The 25018-nt window shown below is 70.9% G+C and carries 20 protein-coding genes; 15 read left to right on the top strand and 5 right to left on the bottom strand.

Translation table 11 applies throughout. From position 1 onward, the window contains the following. Positions 1-63 precede the first annotated feature (63 nt). Positions 64-867 carry a DUF4328 domain-containing protein gene (locus ACGFIQ_RS04810; protein ID WP_393239204.1) on the top strand — a complete coding sequence of 268 codons (804 nt, stop codon included), beginning with the start codon at positions 64-66 and terminating at the stop codon, positions 865-867. Positions 868-1020: 153 nt separating this feature from the next. Continuing rightward, positions 1021-2241 carry a threonine ammonia-lyase gene (gene ilvA, locus ACGFIQ_RS04805; protein ID WP_393239201.1) on the top strand — a complete coding sequence of 407 codons (1221 nt, stop codon included), beginning with the start codon at positions 1021-1023 and terminating at the stop codon, positions 2239-2241. Between the two features lie 203 nt (positions 2242-2444). On the opposite strand, the gene greA is transcribed toward ilvA, so the two are convergent. Continuing rightward, positions 2445-2942, bottom strand: a complete 498-nt coding sequence (greA, locus tag ACGFIQ_RS04800; RefSeq protein ID WP_357078998.1) for a transcription elongation factor GreA — start codon at positions 2940-2942, stop codon at positions 2445-2447. 156 nt (positions 2943-3098) lie between these two features. Then, the gene (locus tag ACGFIQ_RS04795; protein ID WP_393240349.1) at positions 3099-3539 is read right to left on the bottom strand and encodes a DUF4307 domain-containing protein; all 441 of its coding nucleotides are present in this window, start codon (positions 3537-3539) and stop codon (positions 3099-3101) included. A 202-nt stretch (positions 3540-3741) separates the two neighbouring features. Here ACGFIQ_RS04795 and mca point away from each other — a divergent pair, with 202 nt between their 5' ends. From mca to purE, 9 genes are all read left to right on the top strand, one after another. Further along, positions 3742-4623 (top strand): mycothiol conjugate amidase Mca, encoded by an 882-nt coding sequence (gene mca / locus ACGFIQ_RS04790; protein ID WP_393239198.1) that lies wholly within the window; start codon positions 3742-3744, stop codon positions 4621-4623. A 48-nt stretch (positions 4624-4671) separates the two neighbouring features. Continuing rightward, entirely contained in the window at positions 4672-4965 is a 294-nt protein-coding gene (locus ACGFIQ_RS04785) for a hypothetical protein (RefSeq protein WP_393239195.1), read from the top strand. A 178-nt stretch (positions 4966-5143) separates the two neighbouring features. Further along, on the top strand, positions 5144-7675 hold the full coding sequence (locus ACGFIQ_RS04780; protein ID WP_393239192.1) for a putative bifunctional diguanylate cyclase/phosphodiesterase: 2532 nt from the start codon (positions 5144-5146) through the stop codon (positions 7673-7675). Positions 7676-7915: 240 nt separating this feature from the next. Continuing rightward, positions 7916-8059, top strand: a complete 144-nt coding sequence (locus tag ACGFIQ_RS04775) for a hypothetical protein (RefSeq protein ID WP_393239189.1) — start codon at positions 7916-7918, stop codon at positions 8057-8059. Next, positions 8029-9363, top strand: a complete 1335-nt coding sequence (locus ACGFIQ_RS04770; protein ID WP_393239186.1) for a class I SAM-dependent DNA methyltransferase — start codon at positions 8029-8031, stop codon at positions 9361-9363. The genes ACGFIQ_RS04775 and ACGFIQ_RS04770 overlap by 31 nt, the downstream gene beginning before the upstream one ends. Continuing rightward, on the top strand, positions 9360-9995 hold the full coding sequence (locus ACGFIQ_RS04765; protein ID WP_393239183.1) for a restriction endonuclease subunit S: 636 nt from the start codon (positions 9360-9362) through the stop codon (positions 9993-9995). The genes ACGFIQ_RS04770 and ACGFIQ_RS04765 overlap by 4 nt, the downstream gene beginning before the upstream one ends. Before the next feature lie 41 nt (positions 9996-10036). Continuing rightward, on the top strand, positions 10037-12073 hold the full coding sequence (locus tag ACGFIQ_RS04760) for a thioredoxin domain-containing protein (RefSeq protein ID WP_393239180.1): 2037 nt from the start codon (positions 10037-10039) through the stop codon (positions 12071-12073). A 111-nt stretch (positions 12074-12184) separates the two neighbouring features. Continuing rightward, the gene (locus ACGFIQ_RS04755; RefSeq protein ID WP_393239178.1) at positions 12185-13360 is read left to right on the top strand and encodes a 5-(carboxyamino)imidazole ribonucleotide synthase; all 1176 of its coding nucleotides are present in this window, start codon (positions 12185-12187) and stop codon (positions 13358-13360) included. A 26-nt stretch (positions 13361-13386) separates the two neighbouring features. After that, positions 13387-13878, top strand: coding sequence for a 5-(carboxyamino)imidazole ribonucleotide mutase (gene purE, locus ACGFIQ_RS04750; RefSeq protein WP_393239175.1), 492 nt, complete (start codon positions 13387-13389; stop codon positions 13876-13878). 175 nt (positions 13879-14053) lie between these two features. On the opposite strand, the gene ACGFIQ_RS04745 is transcribed toward purE, so the two are convergent. Both ACGFIQ_RS04745 and ACGFIQ_RS04740 read right to left on the bottom strand, forming a co-directional pair. Beyond that, entirely contained in the window at positions 14054-18952 is a 4899-nt protein-coding gene (locus tag ACGFIQ_RS04745) for an SCO7613 C-terminal domain-containing membrane protein (RefSeq protein ID WP_393239172.1), read from the bottom strand. A 149-nt stretch (positions 18953-19101) separates the two neighbouring features. Beyond that, positions 19102-20529: a UDP-glucose dehydrogenase family protein gene (locus ACGFIQ_RS04740; RefSeq protein ID WP_393239169.1), complete on the bottom strand. Its 1428-nt coding sequence runs from the start codon at positions 20527-20529 to the stop codon at positions 19102-19104. Positions 20530-20778: 249 nt separating this feature from the next. Here ACGFIQ_RS04740 and ACGFIQ_RS04735 point away from each other — a divergent pair, with 249 nt between their 5' ends. Further along, positions 20779-21948 carry an acyl-CoA dehydrogenase family protein gene (locus ACGFIQ_RS04735; protein WP_393239165.1) on the top strand — a complete coding sequence of 390 codons (1170 nt, stop codon included), beginning with the start codon at positions 20779-20781 and terminating at the stop codon, positions 21946-21948. A 488-nt stretch (positions 21949-22436) separates the two neighbouring features. On the opposite strand, the gene ACGFIQ_RS04730 is transcribed toward ACGFIQ_RS04735, so the two are convergent. Continuing rightward, the gene (locus ACGFIQ_RS04730) at positions 22437-22637 is read right to left on the bottom strand and encodes a hypothetical protein (protein ID WP_393239162.1); all 201 of its coding nucleotides are present in this window, start codon (positions 22635-22637) and stop codon (positions 22437-22439) included. Positions 22638-22858: 221 nt separating this feature from the next. Between ACGFIQ_RS04730 and ACGFIQ_RS04725 the strand changes: the two genes are divergently transcribed. From ACGFIQ_RS04725 to ACGFIQ_RS04715, 3 genes are all read left to right on the top strand, one after another. After that, entirely contained in the window at positions 22859-23602 is a 744-nt protein-coding gene (locus ACGFIQ_RS04725) for a hypothetical protein (RefSeq protein WP_393239160.1), read from the top strand. Between the two features lie 175 nt (positions 23603-23777). Further along, positions 23778-24311: an NUDIX domain-containing protein gene (locus ACGFIQ_RS04720; protein WP_393239157.1), complete on the top strand. Its 534-nt coding sequence runs from the start codon at positions 23778-23780 to the stop codon at positions 24309-24311. 55 nt (positions 24312-24366) lie between these two features. Then, on the top strand, positions 24367-24747 hold the full coding sequence (locus tag ACGFIQ_RS04715; RefSeq protein ID WP_393239154.1) for a carbon-nitrogen hydrolase family protein: 381 nt from the start codon (positions 24367-24369) through the stop codon (positions 24745-24747). The last annotated feature ends 271 nt before the right edge of the window (positions 24748-25018 follow it).

The following is a 25018-nucleotide window of genomic DNA, read 5'->3' as shown; positions in this document are numbered from 1 at the left end:
TGCCAGACCTGTGGGGGCCCCACGTCCCCCGAGCACAACGAGTGCCAGCGGTGCTACACGCCGTTGGGTCAGCCCGCAGTCACACCCGGGCTGCCGACCTATCGGGTACGGGGGATCGGTCTGGCCGCCCGCACCGCGGTCGGCGCGACCGCCGTTCTGTACCTGGCGGTGGCGCTCTCCCCACTGCTGGGGATGGCCCTGGCTCGGCAGGCCCGGATCGACAACGAGCGTGAGCTGCTGCTCGCCGCGTTGATCGTGGAGGTGGTGCTGTCGTTGCCCATGGTGGCCGCGTACCTCACCGCCGCCGTGCTGGTGATCATCTGGACCTGGCGGGCGCGGAAGAACATCGAGGTGTTCCCAGGTGCGCTGCCGACGCTCGGCGCAGGGTGGGCGATCGCCGGTTGGCTGGTGCCATTCGCGAACTTCGTGATGCCGGTCCGGGTGATCGCCAACGTGGCGCGGGACAGCCTCTGGCGGCGGTTCACCCCGACCCTGGTGACCGTCTGGTGGAGTGGCTGGCTGGTCTTCAGCATCGGCGAGCGGGTGGTCAGCCGCCTCGACAGCCGGGCGTACGACAGGCTGCCGGAGACACCATCCACAAGCGGCGACTATCAGGCGTACGGCGACTACTACCGCGACTCGCTCCTGCGCAACGCCGTGCCCGCGGTGGCCTGCGTGATCGCCGCGGTGGCGCTGTACCTGCTGATCCAGCGGATCTCCGCAGCCCAGGAGGCCCGCATCGCCCGCGCGGCGCCAGCGTGGCCGAACGGGCCAGTCCCGGGTGGGCCGTTCCCGGGTGTGCCGCTGTCGGACGCTCCCGCGCCGACCGTGACCCCGCCGGGGCCGGAGGGCCAGTCCCGGACGTGATCCACTCGGGCCTGCGGATATCGCGCCGTCACCGCCCGGTTGATACCGCGAGAGCAGGGATGTCGAGTGGGTCAACGCGCCGGGCCGGGCGGCGCACCAGTCGAGGCCGGTGTCGCCGCAGAGGGCTCCCCAGCCGGGTGGCACGATCGGGGCATGACGGAACTGGTCGGTCTCGACGACGTGCGGGCCGCACGGGAGTTGCTCGCCGGTGTCATCCGGACCACCCCGCTGGAGCCCTCCCGTCCGCTCAGCGCGGCACTGGGCGGGCCGACCTGGCTCAAGTGCGAGAACGTGCAGCGCGCCGGCTCGTACAAGGTGCGCGGCGCGTACGTGCGGATCTCCCGGTTGTCGGCGGCGGAGCGGGCGCGCGGTGTGGTCGCGGCGAGCGCGGGCAACCACGCGCAGGGTGTGGCCCTCGCCGCGGGCCTGGTCGGCACGCACGCCACAGTCTTCATGCCGGTCAACGCGCCGCTGCCGAAGGTGGCCGCCACCAAGGGGTACGGCGCACAGGTGGAGTTGGCCGGCAACACCGTCGACGAGTCACTTGTCGCCGCCTACACGTACGCCGAGCGCACCGGTGCGGTGCTGATCCACCCGTTCGACCACCCGGACGTGATCGCCGGCCAGGGCACGGTGGCGCTGGAGATCCTCGAACAGTGTCCGGACGTCAAGACGATCATCACCGGGGTCGGTGGTGGCGGTCTCATCTCGGGCATGGCGGTCGCCGTGAAGGCGTTGCGGCCGGACGTCCGGATCATCGGCGTCCAGGCGGCCGGCGCGGCGGCGTTCCCTCCCTCGCTGGTGGCCGGGGAGCCGGTCCGGCTGCCCGCCTTCTTCACCATCGCCGACGGCATCGCGGTCGGTCGGCCCGGAGAGATCACCTTCAACCACGTGCGCAAGCTCGTCGACGAGATCGTCACGGTCTCCGAGGAGGACATCTCCAGGGCTCTGCTGATGCTGTTGGAGCGGGGTAAGCAGGTGGTCGAGCCGGCCGGGTCGGTCGGCGTCGCCGCGCTGCTGGCCGGCGTGGTCGAGGTGCAGACGCCGGTGGTCGCGGTGCTCTCCGGCGGCAACATCGACCCGCTGCTGATGCTCCGGGTGATCGAGCACGGTCTGGCCGCTGCGGGCCGCTACCTTCGGGTGACCGTGCGCTGCTCGGACCGGCCGGGACAACTCGCGTCGCTGCTGAGTCAGATCGCCGAGCACCGGGCCAACGTGGTGGACGTGGAGCACCAGCGGGCCAACCCGCACCTCAGCCTCGGCGAGGTCGAGGTGGCGCTGTCGGTGGAGACCCGGGGCGTGGAGCACTCGGACACGCTGATCAGCGCGTTGCGGGCCAGCGGCTACCAGGTGGTCTTCGCCGCCGAGGCGTGACACCGGTGGGTGCCACGCCTCGGAAGCGGTGCTTGGCGCGCGGGCGGTGTCGGTGAGCGCGTCGCGCGGGTGCCGCTCAGCGCGTCGCGCGGGTGCCGCTCAGCGCGTCGCGCGGGTGCCGCTCAGCGCGTCGCGCGGGCGGTGCCGGGGTCAGCGCCGTACGTGGGCGTTGAGGGGTCGGCGGCTCGCGCGGGCGGTGCCGGTCAGCCGGAGAACGGCTCGAAGCTGACCACTGTCACCTTGATGTCGGCGCCGCTCGGGGCCGTGTAGGTGCAGGTCTGCCCCGGCCGGCCGCCCAGGATCGCCTTGCCGAGCGCGGACTCGGGGCTGTAGACGGTCAGGTCGGTGGTGGCTGCGATCTCCCGCGAGCCGAGCAGGAAGGTCTCGGTGTCGTCGGCGTCGTCGTCGAAGTAGATCGTCACGACCATGCCGGGTGACACCGCGTCCGCTGCCGGCGCCCCACCGACCTTCGCGGTGCGCAGCAGCTCCTGCAGGTAGCGGATGCGACCCTCGGCCTTGCCCTGCTCCTCGCGGGCGGCGTGGTAGCCGCCATTTTCCCGCAGGTCGCCCTCTTCACGCCGAGCGTTGATCTCGGCGGCGATCACCGGACGGTTGGCGATGTGCTCGTCGAGCTCGGCCTGGAGACGGTCGTGCGCGTCCTGGGACAGCCAGGTGGCGGGCGCCTCGTTGCCAGTGGACACAGGCGTTCTCCTCAGTTGTGCGTGGCTGGCTGACAGGTGAACTACCAAGTTACCAGTGCGGTACGACACAGCGTGTCGGCCATCACCGCGGGTGTCCGGATCCGACACCGCGGGTAGGCGCCCTCCGAGCCGGGTGGCGAAGGCTGTTTGGGCAGCTCAGGACGGGGGTCGACAGCGCAGAACCTCGCCGATGAACGGCCGCGCGGTGGTGGTGAGGCGGTGTCGGGTCGTCACGTGCCGGTTGCCGGGCTGCGCGGTCACGGTGATCTGGTCGCGGGCCACCTCGGCACCCGCGCGGTCGCGGGCGCGCAGCACGCAGACCGCCGATCCGCCCGCCGGAACTGTCACCCGAAAGTCGACCACCACCTGCGTGTCCGTGATGTCGGTGTAGGTGATCACCTGGGCGTCGTAGACCGGGTCGCCGTACTGGCGGTAGAGCCGCACCGAGATCACGGTAAGCGTTCCCACGAGTGCCAGCAGCACCAACGCGGCCAGCAGGCTACGACGGCGTTCTCCACCGGGTGCCCGGCGACGGCCGTAGCGCCCGGCCGGGAAAACCGGAGCGCCGGCTGAAATTGTGGCGTGCGTCTCGGTCACCGGCGGGTATCTCCTGGCGTTGTTGTCGGCGGCATCGGCAAGAATGGCAGAGTCCATCCTCCCACCCGGTCCAGAGGCACAAATGGCAGGTCGTGCCCTGCGGTGCTGGCCGGCGACGGGGTGCGGTGGGCAACGATCCCGGCAGGTCAGCCGGTCGAGCCCGGTCGGGTCCACCGGCCGGCACAGACGAGGAGTGCCAAAGTTGGCAGAGCAGCTGCGACTCATGGCCGTGCACGCGCACCCGGACGACGAGTCGAGCAAGGGCGCGGCGACCATGGCCAAATATGTCGCCGAGGGCGTGGATGTCCTGGTCGTGACGTGCACCGGCGGGGAGCGCGGCAGCGTGCTCAATCCCAAGCTCGACCGCCCCGACGTCTGGGCCAACATCGGCGAGATCCGCCGCGCCGAGATGGACGCCGCCCGGGCGATCCTCGGTGTCGAGCAGGCATGGCTCGGCTTCGTCGACTCCGGGCTGCCCGAGGGTGACCCGCTGCCGCCGCTGCCGGAGGGCTGTTTCGCCCTGCAGGACGTCGAGGTGGCCGCCGGCCCACTGGTGCGGCTGATGCGCGAGTTCCGTCCGCACGTGGTGACCACGTACGACGAGGAGGGCGGCTACCCACACCCGGACCACATCATGTGCCACAAGGTGAGCGTGGCCGCGTTCGAGGCTGCCGGTGACCCGGAGCGCTACCCGGAGCTGGGCGCGCCCTGGCAGCCGCTGAAGCTCTACTACGACATCGGCTTCTCCAAGGCCAAGATCATGGCGCTGCACGAGGGCATGCTGGCCGCGGGCAAGGAGTCGCCCTACCAGGAGTGGCTCGAGCGCTGGGAGGACCGGCCGGACAAGGGCCCGCGGATCACCACCCGGGTGGAGTGCTCCGAGTTCTTCCCGGTCCGCGACGACGCGCTGCGTGCCCACGCCACCCAGGTCGATCCGGACGGCTTCTGGTTCCACGTTCCGATGGAGTTGCAGCGCCACGCCTGGCCAACCGAGGATTTCCAGCTCGCCCGCTCGGTGGTCGACAGTCCGCTGCCCGAGTCTGATCTCTTCGCGGGGGTGCGGGAGACGGCGCACGCACGCTGATTCCGGGCGGAGCTACCCTGGTAACCAACCGCACATCGGAGGAACGCCATGCTGACCGCTGCCCAGGTGCTCGCGGAGAACAACTTCGGAGACACCCGCACGGGTGGTCTGGCCGGGCCGATGGGCCTTTTCCTCATCCTGCTGCTGGCCGCCGCGACCATCCTGCTGATCCGCAACATGAATTCTCGGCTGCGCCGCCTACCGGACCGGTTTCCGCAGCAGACGGGGCCGGTCGAGTCGACCAGGGTCGATGCGGCAGTCGGCGATCCGACAGACAGGACCGGAGGGCGTGATTCATCCGCCCCTGGTCCCAACGGGCACCAGCAGCACCGGAACGGGTAGCCCGCACGTGAATCACGCCGAACCGGGTGGTCGCCCCCTGTTGCGACCACCCGGTTTGGCTTAGCCTTCCGCCGGGGGACCAAAAGTCTCCGAGTCGTGTGCGGAAGGGGGCGCCGATGACCAGCACAGCACCGGCCGCCCGCCGTCTCGTCGGTCGGTCGGCTGACGGGGGAGGTCGATGACCTCCGGTCCGGCCGGCGCTCCGTTCGACCGGCTCGGGGTGCGGGGCACGCCAGGCCGCCTGCTCGTGCTCACCGCCGCCGTCACCGTGACCGCCCTGGTCGCCTCCGCGGTCGGGTTGACGCTTCCCGCCCGGCTGCCGGCCGACGACTTCCTCGGTGGGCCGGCCCGATTCGGCATCGCGGTCGGCGTCCTCGCTCTCGCCCAGCTCGCTCGGCTGCGGTTCCGGTCGGCCGCGGGCATGGTCAGCATCACCTGGGGCGAGGCCGCGTTGATCGTCTGCCTCTACCTGACACCGGCCGGCTGGTTGCCGTCCGCCACGCTGCTCGGCACCGGCCTGGCCTGGACGATGCTCTCCCTGCACACCGACCGCCGTCCGGCCCTGGAGATCGTCCGGATCGCCGCGTCGCTGGCCGCCGCGTCGGCACTTGCCGTCTCCGTGGCCACCGCGCTGGGGCAGCCGTTGCTCGCCCCGCCCACCCCGATGCTGGCGTTGGCCGTGATCGCCGGGTCGGTGACCTACCTCCTGGTGACCGCCTGGCTGGGCGGGGTGACGCTGGGCCTGCGGCACGGGCTGCCGATCGGGCCGCCGCTGCTCGCCGCGCTGCGCGGCAAGCTGCTGATGTTCGTCGGCAACGTCGCGGTCGGTCTCGTGGTCGTCGCCCTGCTGGAGCTCGACGCGCGCTGGTTGCTGCTGCTCCCGCCGCTGCTGTGGTTGCTCCAGCAGACCTACCACTACCGGCTGCGCTCCGATCACGAGCGTCGCACCTGGCGGGCCTTCGCCGAGGCCACGGCGGCCCTCAACCAGCTCGACGAGCGGGGCGTGGCCACCGCGGCGGTCACCGGGGCGCTGACGCTGTTCAACGCCGAACTGGTGGACGTCGAGGTGGCTCGTACCGAAGGCCGGTGGCACCGGTACCGGGGAGACGCCACCGGCCAGTTCGTCGACCGGGAGACGGGCCCACCGGACCGGCCCGAGCCGGACGAGCACGAGCTGAGCCGGGCGCTGTCCGTCGGTGCCGCGCCGGTCGGACGGCTGCGGGTCCGGTTCCCCCGCTCTGCCCCACCCAACGCCCGGGAACGCGACGCGGTGGCCGCGTTCGGCGACGCGCTCGCCGCCGCGCTGCACGACGCCGCGACTCACCAAGAGCTGCGACTGGTCACCGCCCGTTCGTCGTACGAGGCGGTGCACGACCCGCTCACCGGGCTGGCGAACCGGGCGGCGATGCTCGGTAAGGGCGATCAGTCGCTGCGGCAGCTCGCGCACGATCATCCGGTGGCACTGCTGCTGTTGGACATCAACCAGTTCAAAGAGGTCAACGACACCCTCGGTCACGCCGCGGGCGACCAACTGCTGCGGCTGACCGCGAACCGGCTCAACGTGCTGGCCCGCCCCGGCGATCTGCTCGGCCGTCTCGGCGGCGACGAGTTCGCGCTGCTGCTCACCGCGGTGCCGGTGCTCGGCGACCGGGCCGCCCCGATGGCGTACGCACTGCGTCAGGCCCGCGAGATCGCCGAGCGACTGGCCGCGCCGACGGAGGTGGCCGGCGTCCGAATGTCGATCGAGGTCTCCGTGGGGGTGGTGGTGGCCGACGCCGGCACCGCCGACCTGACCGAGCTGCTGCGCCGGGCCGACATCGCGATGTACCAGGCCAAGGAGGGCGGCGGCAACGTCGCCACGTACGACGGCACCCGCGACGCCGCCAGCACCGATCAGCTTGCCCTGCTGGCGGAGCTACGCGAGGCGCTGAAGGTCGACGACCAGCTGGTGTTGGCGTTGCAACCGGCTGTCGACCTGGCCACCGGCGCGCCCACCGGGGTGGAGGCGCTGATCCGCTGGCAGCATCCCCGGCGCGGGTGGCTGAGCCCGGCCGACTTCATCCGGCCGGTGGAAAACAGCGAGCAGCTCGGCACCTTCACCCGCTACGTGCTGGACAAGGCCCTCGGTGTGGCCGCCGGCTGGGCCCGGGAGGGCCTCGACGTCCCGATCTCGGTCAACCTGTCGGCGCGCAGCCTGCTCGACCCCCGCCTGCCGGCGGAGATCGCCGAGGCGCTGCGCCGCCATCAGGTGCCACCGCGCCGGCTCGTCCTGGAGATCACCGAGACGGTGGTGATGAGCGAGCTGGAGGTCATCGACGAGGTGCTGGCCACGCTCCGGTCGATGGGCGTGCAGCTCGCGGTCGACGACTTCGGCACCGGCTTCTCGTCGCTGACCTTCCTCACCCGCATCGCGGTCGACGAGCTGAAGGTGGACCGCTCGTTCGTGATCCGGATGGCCGACTCACCGGAGGCCGCCGCGATCGTCCGGACGACAGTGGGCCTCGCCCACGAGTTGGGGCTGCGGGTGGTCGCCGAAGGGGTGGAGACCGCCGAGCAGCGGATGGCCCTGGCCGAGCTGGGTTGCACCTCCGCGCAGGGCTACCACTTCTTCAAGCCGATGCCGGCGGACAAGATCGGTGCCGTGCTGGGGTCGCTACGGGACTCGGCCGAGTCGAACGTGTTCCGGCTGCGCGCCGACGGCGCCTCCTGACGGCTGGCTGTCGGGGTTAACAGGTCCTGCGTAGTGGAGCGCGCTTGCGAATCGGACTCCACGGCGGTGTTCCTGGTGCGGCGAGAGATGCTGGCTGAGGCCAGTGGGGTGGGCGCGGCCTGTCCCAGATAAAGCCGTGCCCCGGGCGGCATGCAGAGCAGAGGCGGACCCGGGGCTTACGCGTCCCACCGTACCACGCCACCCCTCGCAGGTAACCGCGTTCGGACGGAGTGATCGAGCATGAGCGCCGACGACCTGCCGGACTGGATCCGCCGGGCATTCTCCGTCCCGCGGCTGGAGCCGTACCTGACGGAGAGCGGGCAGGACGCCGAAGAAGCGGTGGGGCTGTATTGGTGGAACATCGAGGTGAGGTCGCCGAGCTGAGGGCGGGCCTGCACCGATCGGCGACGCGCGACGGTATTTACTGGCACGTCGTCCTGGCGCTCGTATTCCTGCGCCGTGAACGTCCGACGGCATGGCGGGATCTCACAGTCTGGCTCAACAAGTCATCCCAGCCGGCTGATCGGCTTGCTGACACCTTCGCCGACGCCGGTCTCTTCGAGTCAGCGGGGGCCGTCAGACGGCTGGCAGACGGGCAGCCGGCCACCTGGCACGCCGTACGTCGCGCGATTTACATCATTGACGGCGTGGGCGTGGAGTCCGATCTCACCGACATCTTCGATCGCGCGCTTGACCAGCTCGGCGACGGTATGAGCGGTCAGTTCTTCACACCTCGATCGGTCGCCCGGCTGATTGCGGAGTTGGTCGGCCCGATCACGGCCAGGTCGCGTTGTCTCGATCCGTTCTCTCGCGCGGGGGAACTTCTCGTCGAGGTCGCTGTGGCAGGCGGTGACTCACCACCACTCGTCGTGCAGGCATCGCACCCCGAGTCGACTCTTGTGGAACTGGCCGAGATGAACCTCGCCATGCACGGTGTGCGGGCAACGGTGTCGAAGTCGGAGTTGGGGTCGCTCGCCATGGAAGCAAGGGTTCGATTCGACATCGTCGTATCGAATCCGCCCTTCGGTTTTCTGTCCGACGCTGAAGTGGACGACGGGCTGCGCCGTCGATACGGATCCTCCCGCCGGCAGGAGTTCAACTGGCTCCAACTGGTGATCGAGTCGCTTGACGAGAACGGGCGGGGCGCCGTGATCATGCCCAATGGCGCCGCCTCCACCCTCGCTCCCCGGGAGCGCGAGATTCGGCGAGGGCTTGTCGAGAGCGGCGCACTTGCCGCCGTCGTGGCTCTGCCAACGCAACTCTTCGGCGGGACATCGATCGGGGTGGCCCTGTGGCTGGTTCGAAGCCCGTCGAGGCGGCGCGGGGAGGTGCTGTTCATCGATGCGCAGACGTTGGGCGGCATGTCCACCCGAACCCGCCGGCAGTTGGCGCCGCACGATATCGAGGATGTGTCGCAGGAGTATCGACGATGGCTGTCGGCCAGCCGGGCCGACCGGAAGTTCGTCCCGCGCGTGGGGTTCAGCGCCACCGCAACGGCTGCTGCCATCGCCGATCAAAACTATTCGTTGTTTCCGCCAAGCTACGTCCAACCTGAGGCAGTCGCGACAGACCACGATTCCGACGCGGACTTCTCGGCGCTGACGAGCGAGTTGATCCGGTTGACGAACGTTGCGAGAGGGATAGACGCCGACGTGAACGAGATGCTCAGGGGGTCTGGCGAACGATGAGCCTGCTGGACGTCGTTCCCCGAGGCTGGGCAGAGTCGATTCTGGGAGATGTTGCCGATATTCGGTCCGGGCCTTCGGGCGCGTCGGTGCGGCAGCAAGATCGGAGCGCAGACGGCGTGGGCATGATCGCGCCCAAGGACGTCCGGGACGGGCGGGTCCACACGGATGCCGTCAGTCGGGTCCGTGCCGACGTGGCTGCCACTCTCGCGTCCTATACCGTCGCCGCGGACGACATCCTCGTTACCCGAACCGGCACGGTCGGTCGACTCGCTTGGGTTCCGGCAAGCTGTGACGGGTGGCTCTACTCGACCGGCCTGATGAGGGTGCGCCCGTACCAGGTGGTGTCGCGGTACCTCACCTACTATCTGGCGCTGCCCGAGGCGCAGGAGTGGGTGCGGCGGCGAGCCCGGGGTACGGCTGTGCCTTCGATCAGCGCCGCAGTCCTCGCCGGGCTGCCGGTCATGCTTCCGCCCGTCCATCATCAGCGGGAGATCGCTGCTGCCCTCGCTCTGCTGGACGAGCAGGTCGAAGTCCACGACGCACTGAGCCGGTTGGCAGGTAGGACCCGGGATCGGTTGGCCGGGATGCTGATGCGTGGCGAGAGCCCCGGGCGGCTCGTGTTTCCTGGGTAACTTGTCGTGCCCGTCGCGGCGGGGCTGGTTATGGTCGTCGGGTGAACCGACTCGTCGACGCCACCAGCCCGTACCTGCTCCAGCACGCCGACAACCCGGTCGACTGGTGGCCCTGGTCGGACGAGGCGTTCGCCGAGGCGAAACGGCGCGACGTGCCGGTGCTCATCTCGGTCGGTTATGCCGCCTGCCACTGGTGTCACGTCATGGCGCACGAGTCGTTCGAGAACGAGCAGGTCGGCGCCCTGATGAACGACAACTTCGTGTCGATCAAGGTGGACCGTGAGGAACGCCCGGACGTGGACGCCGTCTACATGACCGCGACCCAGGCGATGACCGGCCAGGGTGGCTGGCCGATGACAGTCTTCGCCACCCCGGACGGCACGCCGTTCTTCTGCGGCACCTACTTCCCGAGGCCCAACTTCGTCCAGTTGCTCCAGTCGGTCACCACCGCCTGGCGGGAGCAGCGCGAGGCGGTGCTGGGCCAGGGCGCCGCGGTGGTCGAGGCGATCGGTGGCGCGCAGGCCGTGGGTGGCCCCACCGCCCCGCTGGACGCGCCGCTGCTCGACGCCGCGGCGGGCAGGTTGGCCAGTGAGTACGACGCGACGAACGGCGGCTTCGGTGGCGCCCCGAAGTTTCCACCGCACATGAACATGCTCTTCCTGCTGCGCCACCACCAGCGCACCGGCGACCCGCGCAGCCTGGAGATCACCCGACACACCGCCGAGGCGATGGCCCGTGGCGGCATCTACGACCAGCTCGCCGGTGGGTTCGCCCGCTATTCGGTGGACGCGCACTGGACGGTGCCGCACTTCGAGAAGATGCTCTACGACAACGCGCTGCTGCTGCGGGTCTACACCCAGCTGTGGCGGCTCACCGGTGACCCGTTGGCCCGCCGGGTGGCCCGGGACACCGCCCGGTTCCTCGCCGATGAGCTGCACCGGCCGGGGGAGGGTTTCGCGTCCGCGCTGGACGCCGACACCGAGGGCGTCGAGGGGCTTACCTATGCGTGGACGCCCGCGCAGCTCGTCGAGGCGTTGGGCGAGGAGGACGGCCGCTTTGCCGCCGACCTGTTCAGAGTGACCGACGAGGGCACCTTTGAGCACGGCATGAGCGTGCTCAGGCTGGCCCGGGACGTCGACGACGCCGCACCCGAGGTGCGGGCCCGCTGGCAGCAGATGGTCGGGCGGCTGCTCAGCGCCCGGGACACCCGCCCGCAGCCGGCGCGCGACGACAAGGTGGTGGCCGCCTGGAACGGGTTGGCGATCACCGCGATCGTCGAGTTCCTCCAGGTCGCTGCGTTGTCCGCCTCCCCGCAGGACGAGGACGCGAACCTGATGGAGGGCGTCACCATCGTCGCCGACGGCGCGCTGCGCGACGCCGCCGAGCACCTGGCCGCCGTACACCTGGTGGACGGCCGGCTGCGGCGGGTCTCCCGCAACGGCAAGGTCGGCGATCCGGCAGGTGTTCTGGAGGACTACGGCTGTGTGGCCGAGGCCTTCTGCGCGCTGCACCAGCTCACCGGCGAGGGCCGTTGGCTCACGCTGGCCGGCGAGCTGCTGGACGCCGCCCTGGCACACTTCGCCGCGCCCGGTGGCGCCTTCTACGACACCGCCGACGACGCGGAGCGGCTGGTCGCCCGCCCGGCCGACCCGACCGACAATGCCACCCCGTCCGGCCGGTCGGCCCTGATCGCCGGGCTGGTGGCGTACGCGGCGCTGACCGGGGAGACGCGTTACCGGGAGGCCGCCGAGGCGGCGCTCGCCACTGTCGCGCCGATCGTCGGGCAGCATCCCCGGTTCGCCGGGTACGCGGCCATGGTCGGCGAGGCGCTGCTGTCCGGGCCGTACGAGATCGCCGTGGCGACCGAGGACCCGACCGGGGATCCGCTGGTGGCCGCTGCCCACCGGCATGCCCCGCCCGGGGCGGTGGTCGTCGCCGGGCGTCCGGACCAGCCCGGTGTGCCGCTGCTCGCCGACCGGCCGCTTGTCGAAGGGCGGTCCGCCGCGTACGTCTGCCGGGGTTTCGTCTGCCAGCGGCCGGTCACCTCGGTGGAGGAGCTGGTCGCCGAGCTGGGCTGAGCGCACAGTAGTCGCCTACGCCGCCCGCCGGGTGGCTCCCGCGGCGCTTCCGGGGCGGGTCGCCGGCCCACCGGGTGGGCGTGCCGAGGGCCCGGATAGGCTGGCCGCGCTATGGATTCCCGTACCGGTCTGCCTGTTGTCGGCATGGTGGGTGGCGGCCAGTTGGCCCGGATGACCCACCAGGCCGCGATCGCCCTCGGCCAGTCACTGCGTGTGCTCGCGACCTCCCCCGACGACGGCGCGGCGTTGGTCGCCGCCGACGTCCAGTACGGCGACCACACCGACCTGGCCGCCCTGCGCACCTTCGCCAAGGGCTGCGATGTGCTCACCTTCGACCACGAGCACGTGCCCTCCGAGCACATCCGCACGCTGGCGGCGGAAGGGGTGACCCTCTATCCGCCGGCGGACGCGCTCCTGCACGCCCAGGACAAACAGGTCATGCGGGAACGCCTGACCGAGTTGGGTGCGCCCAACCCGGCGTGGCGCCCGGTCGGCGAGCCCGCCGACCTGGTCGGCTTCGGTGCGCGGGTCGGCTGGCCGGTGGTGCTCAAGGCCGCTCGGGGTGGCTACGACGGTCGGGGCGTCTGGATGGTCGACGACGCCGACCAGGCCGCCGAACTGGCAGCCACGCTGCTCGCCGGCGGCACTCGGCTGATCGTCGAGGAGCGGGTGCCGCTGCGGCGGGAGTTGGCCGTGCAGGTGGCCCGCTCGCCGTTCGGCCAGGTGGCCGCGTACCCGGTGGTCGAGACGGTGCAGTCCGACGGCATCAACGTGGAGGTGCTGGCCCCGGCACCCGACCTGGACGAGGAGCTGGCAGTCGCCGCTCAGCAACTCGCCATCGACCTGGCCACCGCGCTCGGTGTGATCGGTCTGCTGGCCGTGGAGCTGTTCGAGGTGCGTGACGGGGCCGGCCGGCCCGCGATCGTGGTCAACGAGCTGGCGATGCGCCCGCACAACTCCGGGCACTGGACCATCGAGGGTGCCCGGACCTCGCAGTTCGAGCAGCATCTGCGGGCGGTGTTGGACTACCCGATGGGCGACACCGCGTTGACCGCGCCGGTGGTGGTGATGGCGAACGTGCTGGGCGGCGAGCCGGGCGGAATGTCGATCGACGAGCGGTTGCACCACCTCTTCGCCGCCGAACCGGGTGCCAAGGTGCACCTCTACGGCAAGCAGGTGCGACCCGGCCGGAAGGTCGGGCACGTCACAGTGCTCGGCGACGACCTGGACGACGTACGGGCACGGGCCGCACGGGCCGCCCGCTGGCTGCGCGAGGGGCACGAGTGACATCCTCGGGAGAGAAGGAGACCCCGGTGACCACGGTCGGGCTGATCATGGGCAGCGACTCGGACTGGCCGACCATGCGGGCCGCCGCCGAGGTGCTGGACGACTTCGGCGTGGCGTACGAGGTGCGGGTGATCTCGGCGCACCGGACCCCGGTCGCGATGATCGAGTACGGCCGGGACGCCGCCGACCGGGGCCTGAAGGTGATCATCGCCGGGGCTGGCGGTGCCGCCGCCCTGCCGGGCATGGTCGCCTCGGTGACGCCGCTGCCGGTGATCGGTGTGCCGGTGCCGCTGAAGCACCTCGACGGCATGGACTCGCTGCTGTCCATCGTGCAGATGCCGGCCGGGATCCCGGTCGCCACCGTGTCGATCGGCAACGCCCGCAACGCGGGCCTGCTGGCCGTTCGCATCCTCGGCGCGAACGACGAAGACCTGCGCGCCAGGATGACGACCTACCAGCAAAACCTGGAGAAGCTGGTGGCCGAGAAGGAAGCAACCCTCCAGGCAACCCTGCCGTAGCCCCTCCCGGTCAGGCCGCAGCCGCGTCGATCATGGAGTTGTGGTGCCGGCAAGAAGGCACTACGGGGCTTTTGTCACCCACCACAACTCCATGATCGACACACGAGGGCGTTGGTCCCGGAACCCGGACCACGCGCCGTGCCCACTCACCCGGGCCGCGGGGACCCTCCGGTTGTCATCTCATGCCGCGTAGGGCGGTCTGTAGGCGTTCCTGGGCGCGGCGGCGGCGTTCGTTGCTCGCGCCGAGCACGAGGAGCAGGATGCCCACCGGGATGAGGACCAGCCACGGGCCGAGGCTGAACAGGGCGTGGATCGCGGTGATCGCGGTGACCGACGCGCCGACGATCACCGGTGCCTGCTGACGGCTGGACGAGCCGAAGATCAACACTGCGACCGCGCCGAGTAGCAGGAGCATCTGCCGCAGCGTGCTGGATTCGGTGGCCAGCACGATGGCCAACGTCGGCACGAAGGTGGCCACCAGTGCCGGCCCGTACGCCACCCAACTGCTCAGGTCCGGTCGGTGCCGCAGCTCCAGGAAGCCGACGAGGAGGGCCAGCGCGGCGAACGGCAGCGTGTACGCCTCGGGCAGCGCCACCCCGGCGACCCGCATCAGGATCCACCACGCGGTGATCTCGCAGACCACCACCGCCCAGAACAGGATCCGGCGTTCCACCGGCCGGCGACCGGGCCGGGTCGCCGCCACGCCGAGGACCGCACCCCAGGCGGCCAGCAGGGCGGCGATGTGTCGGGGCGAGTCGAAGGCGAGGGCCAACGCGATCAGCGCCGCAGCGTACCCGGTCCATTCCACGGTGGAGGCCTCCCGCTGCGCCTCGGGACGGCGCAAACGAGGCAGGGTCGCGGCGAGCACCTGGAGGACCGCCCCCACGGCGAGCACTCCGAACGCGGACCAGACCGCGGCCAGCCCGGCGACCAGGCCGACGGTGAGGACGAAGAGCTGCGCCATGAGTGAGGCGAAGAGCCAGCCGAGGATGCGCGCCCGTTGGGTGGTGCCGAACAGGGCCGCCACCATGCCGACGCCGACACCGCTGCCGAGGGTGAACAGGGTCAACTGCCGGTCGGCCAGGCTGCCGGCGAGCCCGGCGCTGCCACCGGCCAGGCCCATGACGAACACCAGCACCCGGGCCAGCCGCAGCGAGCGGGCCCGCTCGACGAGTGGCGGCGGTGGGGTCAGCGCGAGGCCGAGCATCGCGATGGTGAAGACGGAGAGCGCGGCAACGGTGCTGGCGGGCCAGCCCCAGCCCAGCGCGATCGGTGCGATCAGCAGCGTGACGGCGGCTCCGGGCAGCACCACCGGGACGGCACGGGAACGTCGACCACCGCTGAAGCCGGTGGCGGCGAGCGCCGCGGTCGCGGTGAGCAGCAGCGCCGTCAGCACGTGGGTCGGATTGACCACGTCCGGTGGTGGGGTGAGCAGCGCCGGCGGCGGGCCCTGCCAGATCCGGGTCAGGGTGCGGTGTGGCTCGACAAGTGCGGTGAACAGCGCGGGTGCGATCGAGACGAGGGCCAGGGCGGTGGGCAGGGCTGCCGCGGCCAGCGCACCCGCCGCCGGGTCGACCCGCCAACGGCGTCGCTCCGGGTCGTCCGGCAGTCGCCGCAGCGCGCCGTCGAGGCGTACCGCCCAGCGCCGGACCGGCTGGGCGGAGCCGGTGGGCGGCACGGTGGCCGCGCGGATCAGCTCGGCCAGCACGCCGAGCAGGGCGGCGGCGGCCGCGTAGACACCCGCGGGGAGGCCGGTGGGGATGGCGGCGAGGGCGCTGATGCTGGCCCCGCCGACCACCGCGACGCTGACCCAGGGCAGATATTGCGGCACCTGCCGCCGGACCGCGGCCACGGCGGCCAGGCCGAGGCTGGACGCGGCCAGCGCGGCGGTCAGCACCACCTGCGTCGAGTTGCCGAATTCGGCGGCCAGTGCCGCCACCGCACCGGGGAGGGCGAGCAACGCACCACCGATCGCCGCACCACCGATCAGCACCAGGTGCGGCGGCATCCCCTCGGTGTCGATGTCGGTCACCTGTGGGCCGGCCAGGACACGTGCCAGCGTCGCCACCACCACGCCGATCAGCGCGATGCTGCCCAGGGCCAGTGCCGTGGTCCAGGGCCGGACCAGGCCGGCTCCGGCGGCGTGCAGCGCGACCACCCCGGCCACGGTCGCCCGGGACAGCCCGGCCCGCGCCTCCTCCGTGGCCACCGCGGCCATCCCGTAGACGGTGGCGACCATTCCGCCCACCAGGACCGGGGACCACCAGGCCAGATCGAACGCGGCCGGCGCGCCGATCGTGGCCAGCACCACCGCCCCGCCGGACACGTCCCACCGCCAGGGCCGGGGGAGCAGGATGCCGGCCGCGAGAGCCAACAGCGCCAGCGCGACAGGTGCCTGCCAGGTGGCGCCGCCCACGGGCGAGGCCGGCCAGCCGCTCAGGTCGCCCTGCCAGATCGGACCGGGCGTGGCCAGCACGCCGACCCCACCGCGCGCCGCCGACCAACCGGCGAGGACGCCGATGAGGAGACCGCCGACGGCGAGGCCGAGGATCGGCCCGCGTCGCCACTCCTCCGGCATGGTGCGTGCCCCCACGGCGACCACCAGGAGCAGGGCGGCGGCCACCGCCAACTGCCCGCCCGGGGCGAACACCGCCCCGATCCGCACCAGCGTGGCGATCAGGGCGGTGGTGACCGCCGCGGCGGCCAGGTCCGAGCCGTCGAGGGTGAGGTCGGCGCGACGGCCGGCGTCGATGGACGGGGCCAGGAAGAGCAGCACCGCCGCGACCAGCAGTAACGCGCCCACCCAGGCGTCGGCGACTGTCGCACCGGGCGCCCCGAACGCGGCTGCGGTGACCAGCAACGCGCCCAACCCGGTGCCGACCGACAGCGGTGCGGGGATGCGGCGCTGGGAGACCTGCACGATGGCCGCGTAGCCGAGGGTCATGCAGACCGCCAGGAAACTGGCCGCCAGGACCGGGACTGTCACCTCCCGGAGGCTGGCCGGGGTGGGGGTCGGGTCGGTCGGCATGCTGGCGGCCACGAACGCGGCCACCGCACCGGGCAGCGCGAACGCCGCGCCTCCGGCGGCCCAGGCGGTGACCGTGTCGGACGCGGCCGAGGCGATCCGGACCCGGGGTGCCAGCGCGACAAGCGTGCCGGCCGCGAACAGGGTGAGCAGGACCGTGGCGGTGAGGGCGGGGCGCGACAGGCTGGCGCCGGCGCCGAGCAGGCCCACCACGGCCGCCCCGATGGCGTGCGCCGCCGCGGCCCGGTCGGTGCGGGCGGAGAGGCCGATGACCCCGATACCGATCGCGGTGATCACCATCGGCCAGGGTGCCATCGCCCAACCGAGGCCGAGCGACGCCGGCACGGCCAGCGCGGTCAGCGCCGCGCCGGCGACCGCGAACTCACTGCGGATCTCCATGGGCAGGGCCAGCACCGCCGCGACGGTGAGCAGGAACGCCGCTGCGGCCAACTGCCAGGAGGTCGGCCCGACCGCCGCGGCCAACTCGGCCGGATACCTGTCGAGGTCGGCATCCCAGGCGGGCAGTGCCGCCCGGACCGGTGCCAACCCGGCGCGTAGCGCGCCTCCGGCGACCACCAGCCCGCTGACGGTCAGCGCCACCGCCGAGGCGATCTGCGGGCCGCGTCGGGCCGCCTCGGGCACCGCACGCACGGCCAGCCCGGTCACCGTGATGACCGCCGCGATCAGCAGCAGTGCACGACCCGGGAAGGCCACCGAGGCGATCCGACTGAGCGCGCCGATCACGGCGAGGGTGACGATGCCCGCTGCGACGTCGGGCAGCGGCGGGCGGCGCAGCACCAGCGCGCCGGCCAGCCCGACCGTGGCGGCCAGCAGCAGCACCACCCCGGCGCCGGTCGCGGTCGGCACGGTCTGCGCCCGGAGGAGGGCGGTGGTCGCGTACGCCAGGGCGAGCGCGACCGCCACCGCGTGCAGCAGCCAGGTCAGCTCGCGCAGGCCGGGAACCGGACGGGTCGGTCGTGTGTCGGCGGAACCCGCGCTGGCGTCGATCAGCTCGGCGGCCTCCTCCGGGTCGCCCTCCGGCCGGGTCTCGGCGCCGCGCTGCCGGGGTGCCGACGTGGTGGTGTCCGAGGGCGGCAGGTCCTGCGGGACGGGGCGTTCCAGGGCAACGCCGGAGCGGGCCAGCCAGAGGTCGACGAGGGCGACCAGGGCCAGCACCAGCGCCCAGCCGCCCGGGCCGGTGATCCGGTCGTACGCCAGCAGCGGAAGCACCGGCTGCGCGGCGAGCACGGTGGCGAAGCGGGGTGCGCGCAGACCCGTCCAGCCGGCGTACCCGAACGCGACGGCGGCGGTGACCGCGAAGATCACCCCGGCGAAGACCGTGCCGGACGCGCCGCCGGCACCGATCCGGTCCACGGCCCAGAGGGCGTTGCCGGCAAGCGGCACCAGCAGCAGGCCGACCGCGGCGATGGTCTCGGCGGTGGAGGTGAGCCCCCGGCGGGCCAGCGCCGGCGGGGCGAGCAGCATCAGCACGGTGGCCAGGAGCAGGATGCCGAGCCGGGCCAGTGCGTCCATCGAGCTGGTGGCGACCACGGCGAAGACCACCGCGGAGACCGCGAGCAGCAACGCGCCCAGCCCGAGGGGGATGTTCTGTACCTCGCGTGACGAGGCCTCCGGAGGATGCTCGGGATCGTCCGCGTCCAGCCAGCTTGCCCGCGGCGGCGGAGGCGGCGGGTCCTCCGGTGCGGGCGGAGTGCCCTGGCGGGGCACCCGGGGCGGCGCACCGGTGGTGGCCGTCGGCGGGCGACGGCCGGGGCGGCGGCGGAGCACTCGGCGCGGCCGGGTGGCCTGCTTGAGTCGTTCCTCCCCGGCGTGCGCGAGGATGTCCCGCTGGAAGAGCGCGGCCTGCATCTTCGCGGCGATCTGCCGCTGCTCGCGGGCGATGGCGGCGTCGCGCGCCTTCATCTCCGCGATCGAACGCTCGATGTCCGCGAGGTGCTCGACCCACTGCGGCTGGTCAGCCCCGCAATGCGGGCACTGGACGGCCGGCTTGATCTCCCGGCCGCACGAGGAGCACTGAAAGGTCGCCACGACACCCCTCCACCCGCACTGTGGACTCCCACTGTCGCAGCATGCCCAAAGCTGGCGCGGATTTCGACTCTTGTCGGCGGGTCCGGGGCAAACAACGACACCGGCCGGCCACCGAGATGCTCGATGGCCGGCCGGCGGACGCCTGTCGATCAGGGGCGGCCCATACCCCGGTACTCCCAGCCGGCCTGCGTCCAGAGCGCCGAGTCGAGGCAGTTTCGACCGTCGACCACCTTGCGGCCGTTGACCAACTCACCGAGCGCGACCGGGTCGGCGTTGCGGAAGTCGGCCCACTCGGTGAGGACGCACACCAGGTCGGCACCGGTGACCGCCTCGTTGATGCCGGTCTCGTAGGTCAACTCCGGCACCGCACGGCGGGCGTTCTCGGTGCCCTGCGGGTCGTACACGTGCACCTCGGCGCCGGCCTTGTGCAGCAGTGCGGCGACGGCGAGCGCCGGAGCGTCGCGGACGTCGTCGGTGTTGGGTTTGAAGGTCGCACCGAGTACGGCGATCCGGGTGCCGGAGAAGTCCGGACCGGCCGGACCGGAGCGGCGGCCGAGCAGATCCGCGGCGAGTTGCAACACCCGGGTACGACGGCGCAGGTTGATCAGGTCGACCTCGTGCAGGAAGCGCAGCGCCTCGCCGGCACCCAGCTCCTGGGCGCGGGCCTGGAAGGCTCGGATGTCCTTGGGCAGACAGGCGCCACCGAAGCCGAGGCCGGACTGGAGGAACCGGTTGCCGATCCGCGGGTCGTAACCGATCGCGCGGGCCAGTTGGGTGACGTCACCACCGGAGGCCTCGCAGACCTCGGCCATCGCGTTGATGAACGAGATCTTGGTGGCGAGGAAGGCGTTCGCGGCGACCTTGACCAGCTCGGCGGTGGCGAAGTCGGTGACCACCAGAGGCACCTCGCGGTCCTCGGTGGCCGCCAGGTCGAACACGCCCTTGTGGGCGGCGTAGAGCATGCCGTTGGCCCACTCGCTCTTGACGCCGACCACGATCCGGTTGGGGCGCAGGACGTCGTCGACGGCGAAGCCCTCCTGGAGGAACTCGGGGCTCCACGCCACCTCGACGCCCAGGTCGTGGCGGGTGTGCTTGCCGACCAGTTGCTCCACCCACTCGGCGGTGCCGACCGGCACCGTGGACTTGCCGACGATCAGCGCCTTGCGGGTCAGGTGCTGCGCCAGGCTGGTGATCGACGCTTCGACGTACGACAGGTCGGCGCCCATCCCGTCGGCCCGCTGCGGGGTGCCGACGCAGATGAAGTGCACGTCACCGAAGTCGGCGGTCTCGGCGATGTCGGTGCTGAAGCGGAGGCGGCCGGCGGCGAGGTTGCGCCGCAGCAGCTCGTCCAGGCCGGGCTCGTGGATCGGCACCTGCCCGGCGTTCAGCATCGCGATCTTGTCGGCGTCGACGTCGAACCCGAGCACGTCGTAGCCCAGTTCGGCGTAGCAGATGGCGTACGTCGCACCGAGGTAACCAGTCCCCAGGAACGTCACCCGCGGCCGAGGCGCGCCCGAGGGCGGTGTCACCGCGGCGATGGCGGGGGTCGGCTGGATGGTGGGGTAGGGGATCGTCACGCCTGTCTTCTCCGCTCGCACTGGCGTCGCGTCGTCGCGTCGCATTCTGCTGCGGCGCCTGGCGGGGCACCGGAGGGGTGGCTCACTGTTGTCCTCCATCATTGCCCAGCGGCGTGGGTGCACCCTCATGCCCACACCTACGCGCCGGTAACATCACTCGAACTGCAGTCGCTAGTCTTCAGTCTGCGCGGTCGGCGGTCAGGAGTCGTCAGAGACTGCGCATGATAGCGGTGAAGGGGAGGGGCCAACATGGTCGCAGGCGAGTCGTTCGACGTCTACCAGTTGCCCGAGGAGCACCAGGCGATCCGGGAGGCCGCGCGTGCCGTCTGCACGGCGAAGGTCGCCCCGCACGCCACCGAGGCGGACGAGACCGGGGAGTTCCCCAAGGCGTCCTACGAGGCGCTGCGGGCAGCCGACTTCCACGCCCCGCACATCCCCGAGGAGTACGGCGGCGCCGGCGCCGACGCGCTGGCCACCGCCATCGTGATCGAGGAGGTGGCCCGCGCCTGCGCGTCCTCCTCGCTGATCCCCGCGGTGAACAAACTCGGCACGATGCCGCTGTTGTTGTCCGGTTCCGCGGAGCTCAAGCGCCGCTACCTGACGCCTGTCGCCTCCGGTGCGGCGATGTTCTCGTACTGCCTCTCGGAGCCCGAGGCGGGCAGCGACGCCGCGTCGATGACGACCCGCGCGGTTCGTGACGGGGATCACTGGGTGCTCAACGGCGTGAAGCGGTGGATCACCAATGCGGGCGTGTCCGAGTTCTACACCGTCTTCGCCGTCACCGACCCCACTGCCCGCTCCCGCGGCATCTCGGCCTTTGTGGTCGAGAAGTCCGATCCCGGTGTGAGCTTCGGCGCACCCGAGAAGAAGCTCGGCATCAAGGGCTCGCCCACCCGCGAGGTCTACCTCGACAACGTGCGGATCCCCGCCGACCGGATGATCGGCGCGGAGGGCACCGGCTTCGCCACCGCGATGAAGACCCTGGACCACACCCGGGTCACCATCGCCGCGCAGGCCGTCGGGATCGCGCAGGGCGCGCTCGACTACGCCAAGGGGTACGTGGCCGAGCGTCGACAGTTCGGCAAGGCGGTCGCCGAGTTCCAGGGCGTCCAGTTCATGCTCGCCGACATGGGCATGAAGCTGGAAGCCGCCCGGCAGCTCACGTACGCGGCGGCCGGCAAGTCCGAGCGCGGCGACGCCGACCTGACCTACTTCGGCGCGGCGGCCAAGTGCTTCGCCTCCGACGCCGCCATGGAGATCACCACGGACGCGGTGCAGCTGCTGGGCGGCTACGGCTACACGCGGGACTACCCCGTCGAGCGGATGATGCGCGACGCCAAGATCACCCAGATCTACGAGGGCACAAATCAAGTGCAGCGGATCGTCATGGCAAGGCAGATGCTCAACGGCATCGCTTAGGCTGTTTCCCAGCTCAGGGCCGCAGCGGCTGAGTTGATCTTTCGGTTGGCTTCGGCTGATCATGGCTCGTTTCGGGTGTCATGCTGGCCAAATGCTGGCCTGTGGGCTTACGCATTTCGATCAACCAATAGGGATCGGCCTTTGTGGACCCGCCTACCCGATCATCTGATTGGTTGTTGCTCACGGGCAATCGGCAGGCAAAACTACTCGGAGTAAATTTATCATTGCGTTGTGTGACAACCTGTCTCGATTTGGGTGGGCTGGCGGGTGGCGCAGCCGAGCGGGTGGCGGCCACCGCGATCTTCTCCACCACCTCGTCGGAGATGTGGGGCTCACCGGCCATCGCGTCCGGCCGCACCGACAGTTCCCGAGTCGCCTCGTCACCGACGCGAACGCGTCCGGATCCGCTCTGAATGCGAACACCGATGGGGTCAGACCCCGCATGGGCGGCGGCCTGACCAACACCATCGACGTTTCTGGTCAGAGCACTAGTCGAGGACTCGGTGCGCAGCGACGAGCACGCCGGCCCCGACAGTGATGGCCGCGATCGGGCCGCCAGCGAGGTAGGCGACGATGGCTGCCGCAGCTGTGACCATCGCGATGATGGCCCACCGTTGGGGCAGCCGCTGCGGCTCCTTGGCCTGCATCGGTGGGCGGTTCCGCCGGTGGGTTGGACGTAGTCTGGGCATGCGGAGCTCTCCTTCCTCGAAGACACGGGTTGGTCCGCACCGCGGCCTCCGGGGTGCCTCCCGGGGGCCGTCCGCTTGGCGGCGTGCGGTTGTCGCGGTGCTCCTACGATTGAAGAGGATCGAGCCGGCGACGTCGTGACAGGAAAGTGACATGGCTTCCGGGTGGCCTCGCGGACGTGGTGGCACCTCCAGCCGGTACCAGATGGCAGAAGGTGACGGCGGTGGCCGAGGGTAATCCAGGGCTCATCCGGGCGATGGCGGCCGAGCTTCGCCTGCTGCGTCGGCTGCCGGGCCAATTCACGGACGTCAAGCTCGCCCGGGCACCCTTCATCTGCAAGGGGCTTGGTGGTGGCGACGTGGGAGCCGCCATGAACCGACTCCTACTCGTTCACGCCCGGCACAAGAACGACGCTGAGATCACGGCCGCGTTCGCCTCGATCGGGCTGGGCGCGGACGGCGACACCGTGCTTGACCGGTTGACCGACTACGGCGAAGCCAACTTCGTCGACGGACGCACGGTGCGACGCTGGAGCGACGCGGGCATAGCCAAGCTTGCCCCGCTACTGGTGGGCGAAGCGCCGTGGGTCGATCCGAGGATCGGGCTACGGCTCTCGGTCGAGGCTGACGATCTGGTCTGCGCGATCGAGTTCGTCGTGCCCGAACAGATCGGCATGAACCGACCGCAACTCCTAGTCAACGGTGAGCCCCACGACCTCATCTACCAGCGCGCCTCCGCTGACACCACGGCTTATGCAACCAGGTACAGGTGCAAGTCGGTGCGCGTCGGGCTGAGCAAGGCGGAACGAATCGAGCTCGTTCTCCGATGGACGGGCGAGATTATGGCCTCGTACGTCTTCGAGACGAAGGACATGGGCGTGTGGAGGACAAGCTGTCGGCTTCGCTTCGAGCAGATGATGGTGGTGGTGGTGACCAAGTCGCCGCACAGTGTTCGACCCTTTCCCTGATAAGGGTGCTGGTCACGGTGGCGTGTGGGAGGGCTGGCTCGGGCTGAGGCGCCGGTACGCCTGCCCGGCTGGACCCGCAAGATGCAGATTCATCCGAGCGGCACTGGCTCGGGAGCGGCCGACACACCCAATCCGCCGCACTGTCGTGGTTGGTACAGGCACATAGGGTGAGGGGATGCTGACCATCCTCGCGACGCTCGGCTACGTCCTGCACCCCGACGGCGAGCAGGTGTTGCTGATCCGGCGGGACAAGCGACCCGACGACGTGCACTTCGGTTACCACAACGGGTTGGGCGGGAAGCTCGAGCCGGACGAGGACGTGGTGGCTGGGATGCGCCGGGAGATCCGGGAAGAGAGCGGTCTGGAGTGCCGCGAGGTGCAGCTTTCAGGAACGATCTCCTGGCCCGGCTTCGGCCGCGGTGGGGAGAACTGGTTCGGATTCCTGTTCCGTATCCCCGACTGGACAGGACAGCTACGGCCGGAGTGCCCTGAGGGCACCCTGGTCTGGGCCAAGATCGCAGACGTGCTCGCTGGGCGCGTGCCGATGTGGGAAAGTGACCGACACTTCCTACCGCTGGTGTTTAGCAACCAGCCTCGCGTCTTTCACGGTGTGATGCCCTTCGCCCACGGCAGGGCCGTCAGCTGGTCCTACAGCGTCACCGACAGCCTCACTTCTTATCCCCCAGCGGCGGCGTCGTCCCCGCGATGACTGCGCACAAGCAGCGACGTCGTCACAACTCGCCGGGATCATTGGGGTGACTGGGGTGTTGCGTGTCGGGGCCTGTCAAACCCCGGAGATTCTGGGTGACGTCGACGCGGCGCTGCGGTGCATGGAGGGGTTCGCTCGGGAGGCCGATCAGCAGGGTGTGGAGCTGCTGCTGTTCCCGGAGTGCTTTCTTCAGGGCTATCTCGTGCAGGAGCGGCACCTGGACGCCCACGCCATGGACCTGCGCTCCGCGTCGTTCGGCGCGCTGCTGCGCCGCCTGGACCCGATCGGGCAGACTCTGGTCTTCGGGGTGATTGAACGGCGGGAAGGTCGTTACTTCAATTCCGCAGTCGTCGTGGGTGGCGGTGAACTTCTCGGCATCTACCGCAAGGTCCACCTCATGCCGGGCGAATCGCTTTTCACCGCCGGTGAGGATTAACCGACCTTCGACGTCGAGGGCGTTCGGTTCGGCAATGGAAAGACCGGCACACTCCTATCCGCACCGCCCGTGCACGAGAAAACGGCATGTGGTTTGGTCTCGGCTGACGTCACCGGCGAGCGTGGCGCGGACCGCATCGGCTACGGGCCGACGAGCATCATCAACCCGCAGGGCGAGGTCGTCGCCCAAGTTCCGGCGATGACCCCTGGCGTGGCCACCGCCACGGTGGATTGCCGCAAGGCGCCACCGGGCCTGGCGCCCGTGCCTCGCC

Source organism: Micromonospora sp. NPDC048898 (genome assembly GCF_043198035.1).
Lineage (GTDB): Bacteria > Actinomycetota > Actinomycetes > Mycobacteriales > Micromonosporaceae > Micromonospora.
The sequence above is the reverse complement of the archived record's forward strand: the minus strand, read 5'-3'. Positions and strand labels throughout refer to the sequence as shown.

Excerpts from the sequence above, each read along its gene's own strand:
- ilvA (WP_393239201.1), top strand. The coding sequence starts at position 1,021 with ATGACGGAACTGGTCGGTCTCGACGACGTGCGGGCCGCACGGGAGTTG.
- ACGFIQ_RS04785 (WP_393239195.1), top strand. The coding sequence starts at position 4,672 with ATGCTGACCGCTGCCCAGGTGCTCGCGGAGAACAACTTCGGAGACACC.
- ACGFIQ_RS04780 (WP_393239192.1), top strand. The coding sequence starts at position 5,144 with ATGACCTCCGGTCCGGCCGGCGCTCCGTTCGACCGGCTCGGGGTGCGG.
- ACGFIQ_RS04775 (WP_393239189.1), top strand. The coding sequence starts at position 7,916 with ATGAGCGCCGACGACCTGCCGGACTGGATCCGCCGGGCATTCTCCGTC.
- ACGFIQ_RS04765 (WP_393239183.1), top strand. The coding sequence starts at position 9,360 with ATGAGCCTGCTGGACGTCGTTCCCCGAGGCTGGGCAGAGTCGATTCTG.
- ACGFIQ_RS04755 (WP_393239178.1), top strand. The coding sequence starts at position 12,185 with ATGGATTCCCGTACCGGTCTGCCTGTTGTCGGCATGGTGGGTGGCGGC.
- ACGFIQ_RS04735 (WP_393239165.1), top strand. The coding sequence starts at position 20,779 with ATGGTCGCAGGCGAGTCGTTCGACGTCTACCAGTTGCCCGAGGAGCAC.
- ACGFIQ_RS04730 (WP_393239162.1), bottom strand. The coding sequence starts at position 22,637 with ATGCCCAGACTACGTCCAACCCACCGGCGGAACCGCCCACCGATGCAG.
- ACGFIQ_RS04720 (WP_393239157.1), top strand. The coding sequence starts at position 23,778 with ATGCTGACCATCCTCGCGACGCTCGGCTACGTCCTGCACCCCGACGGC.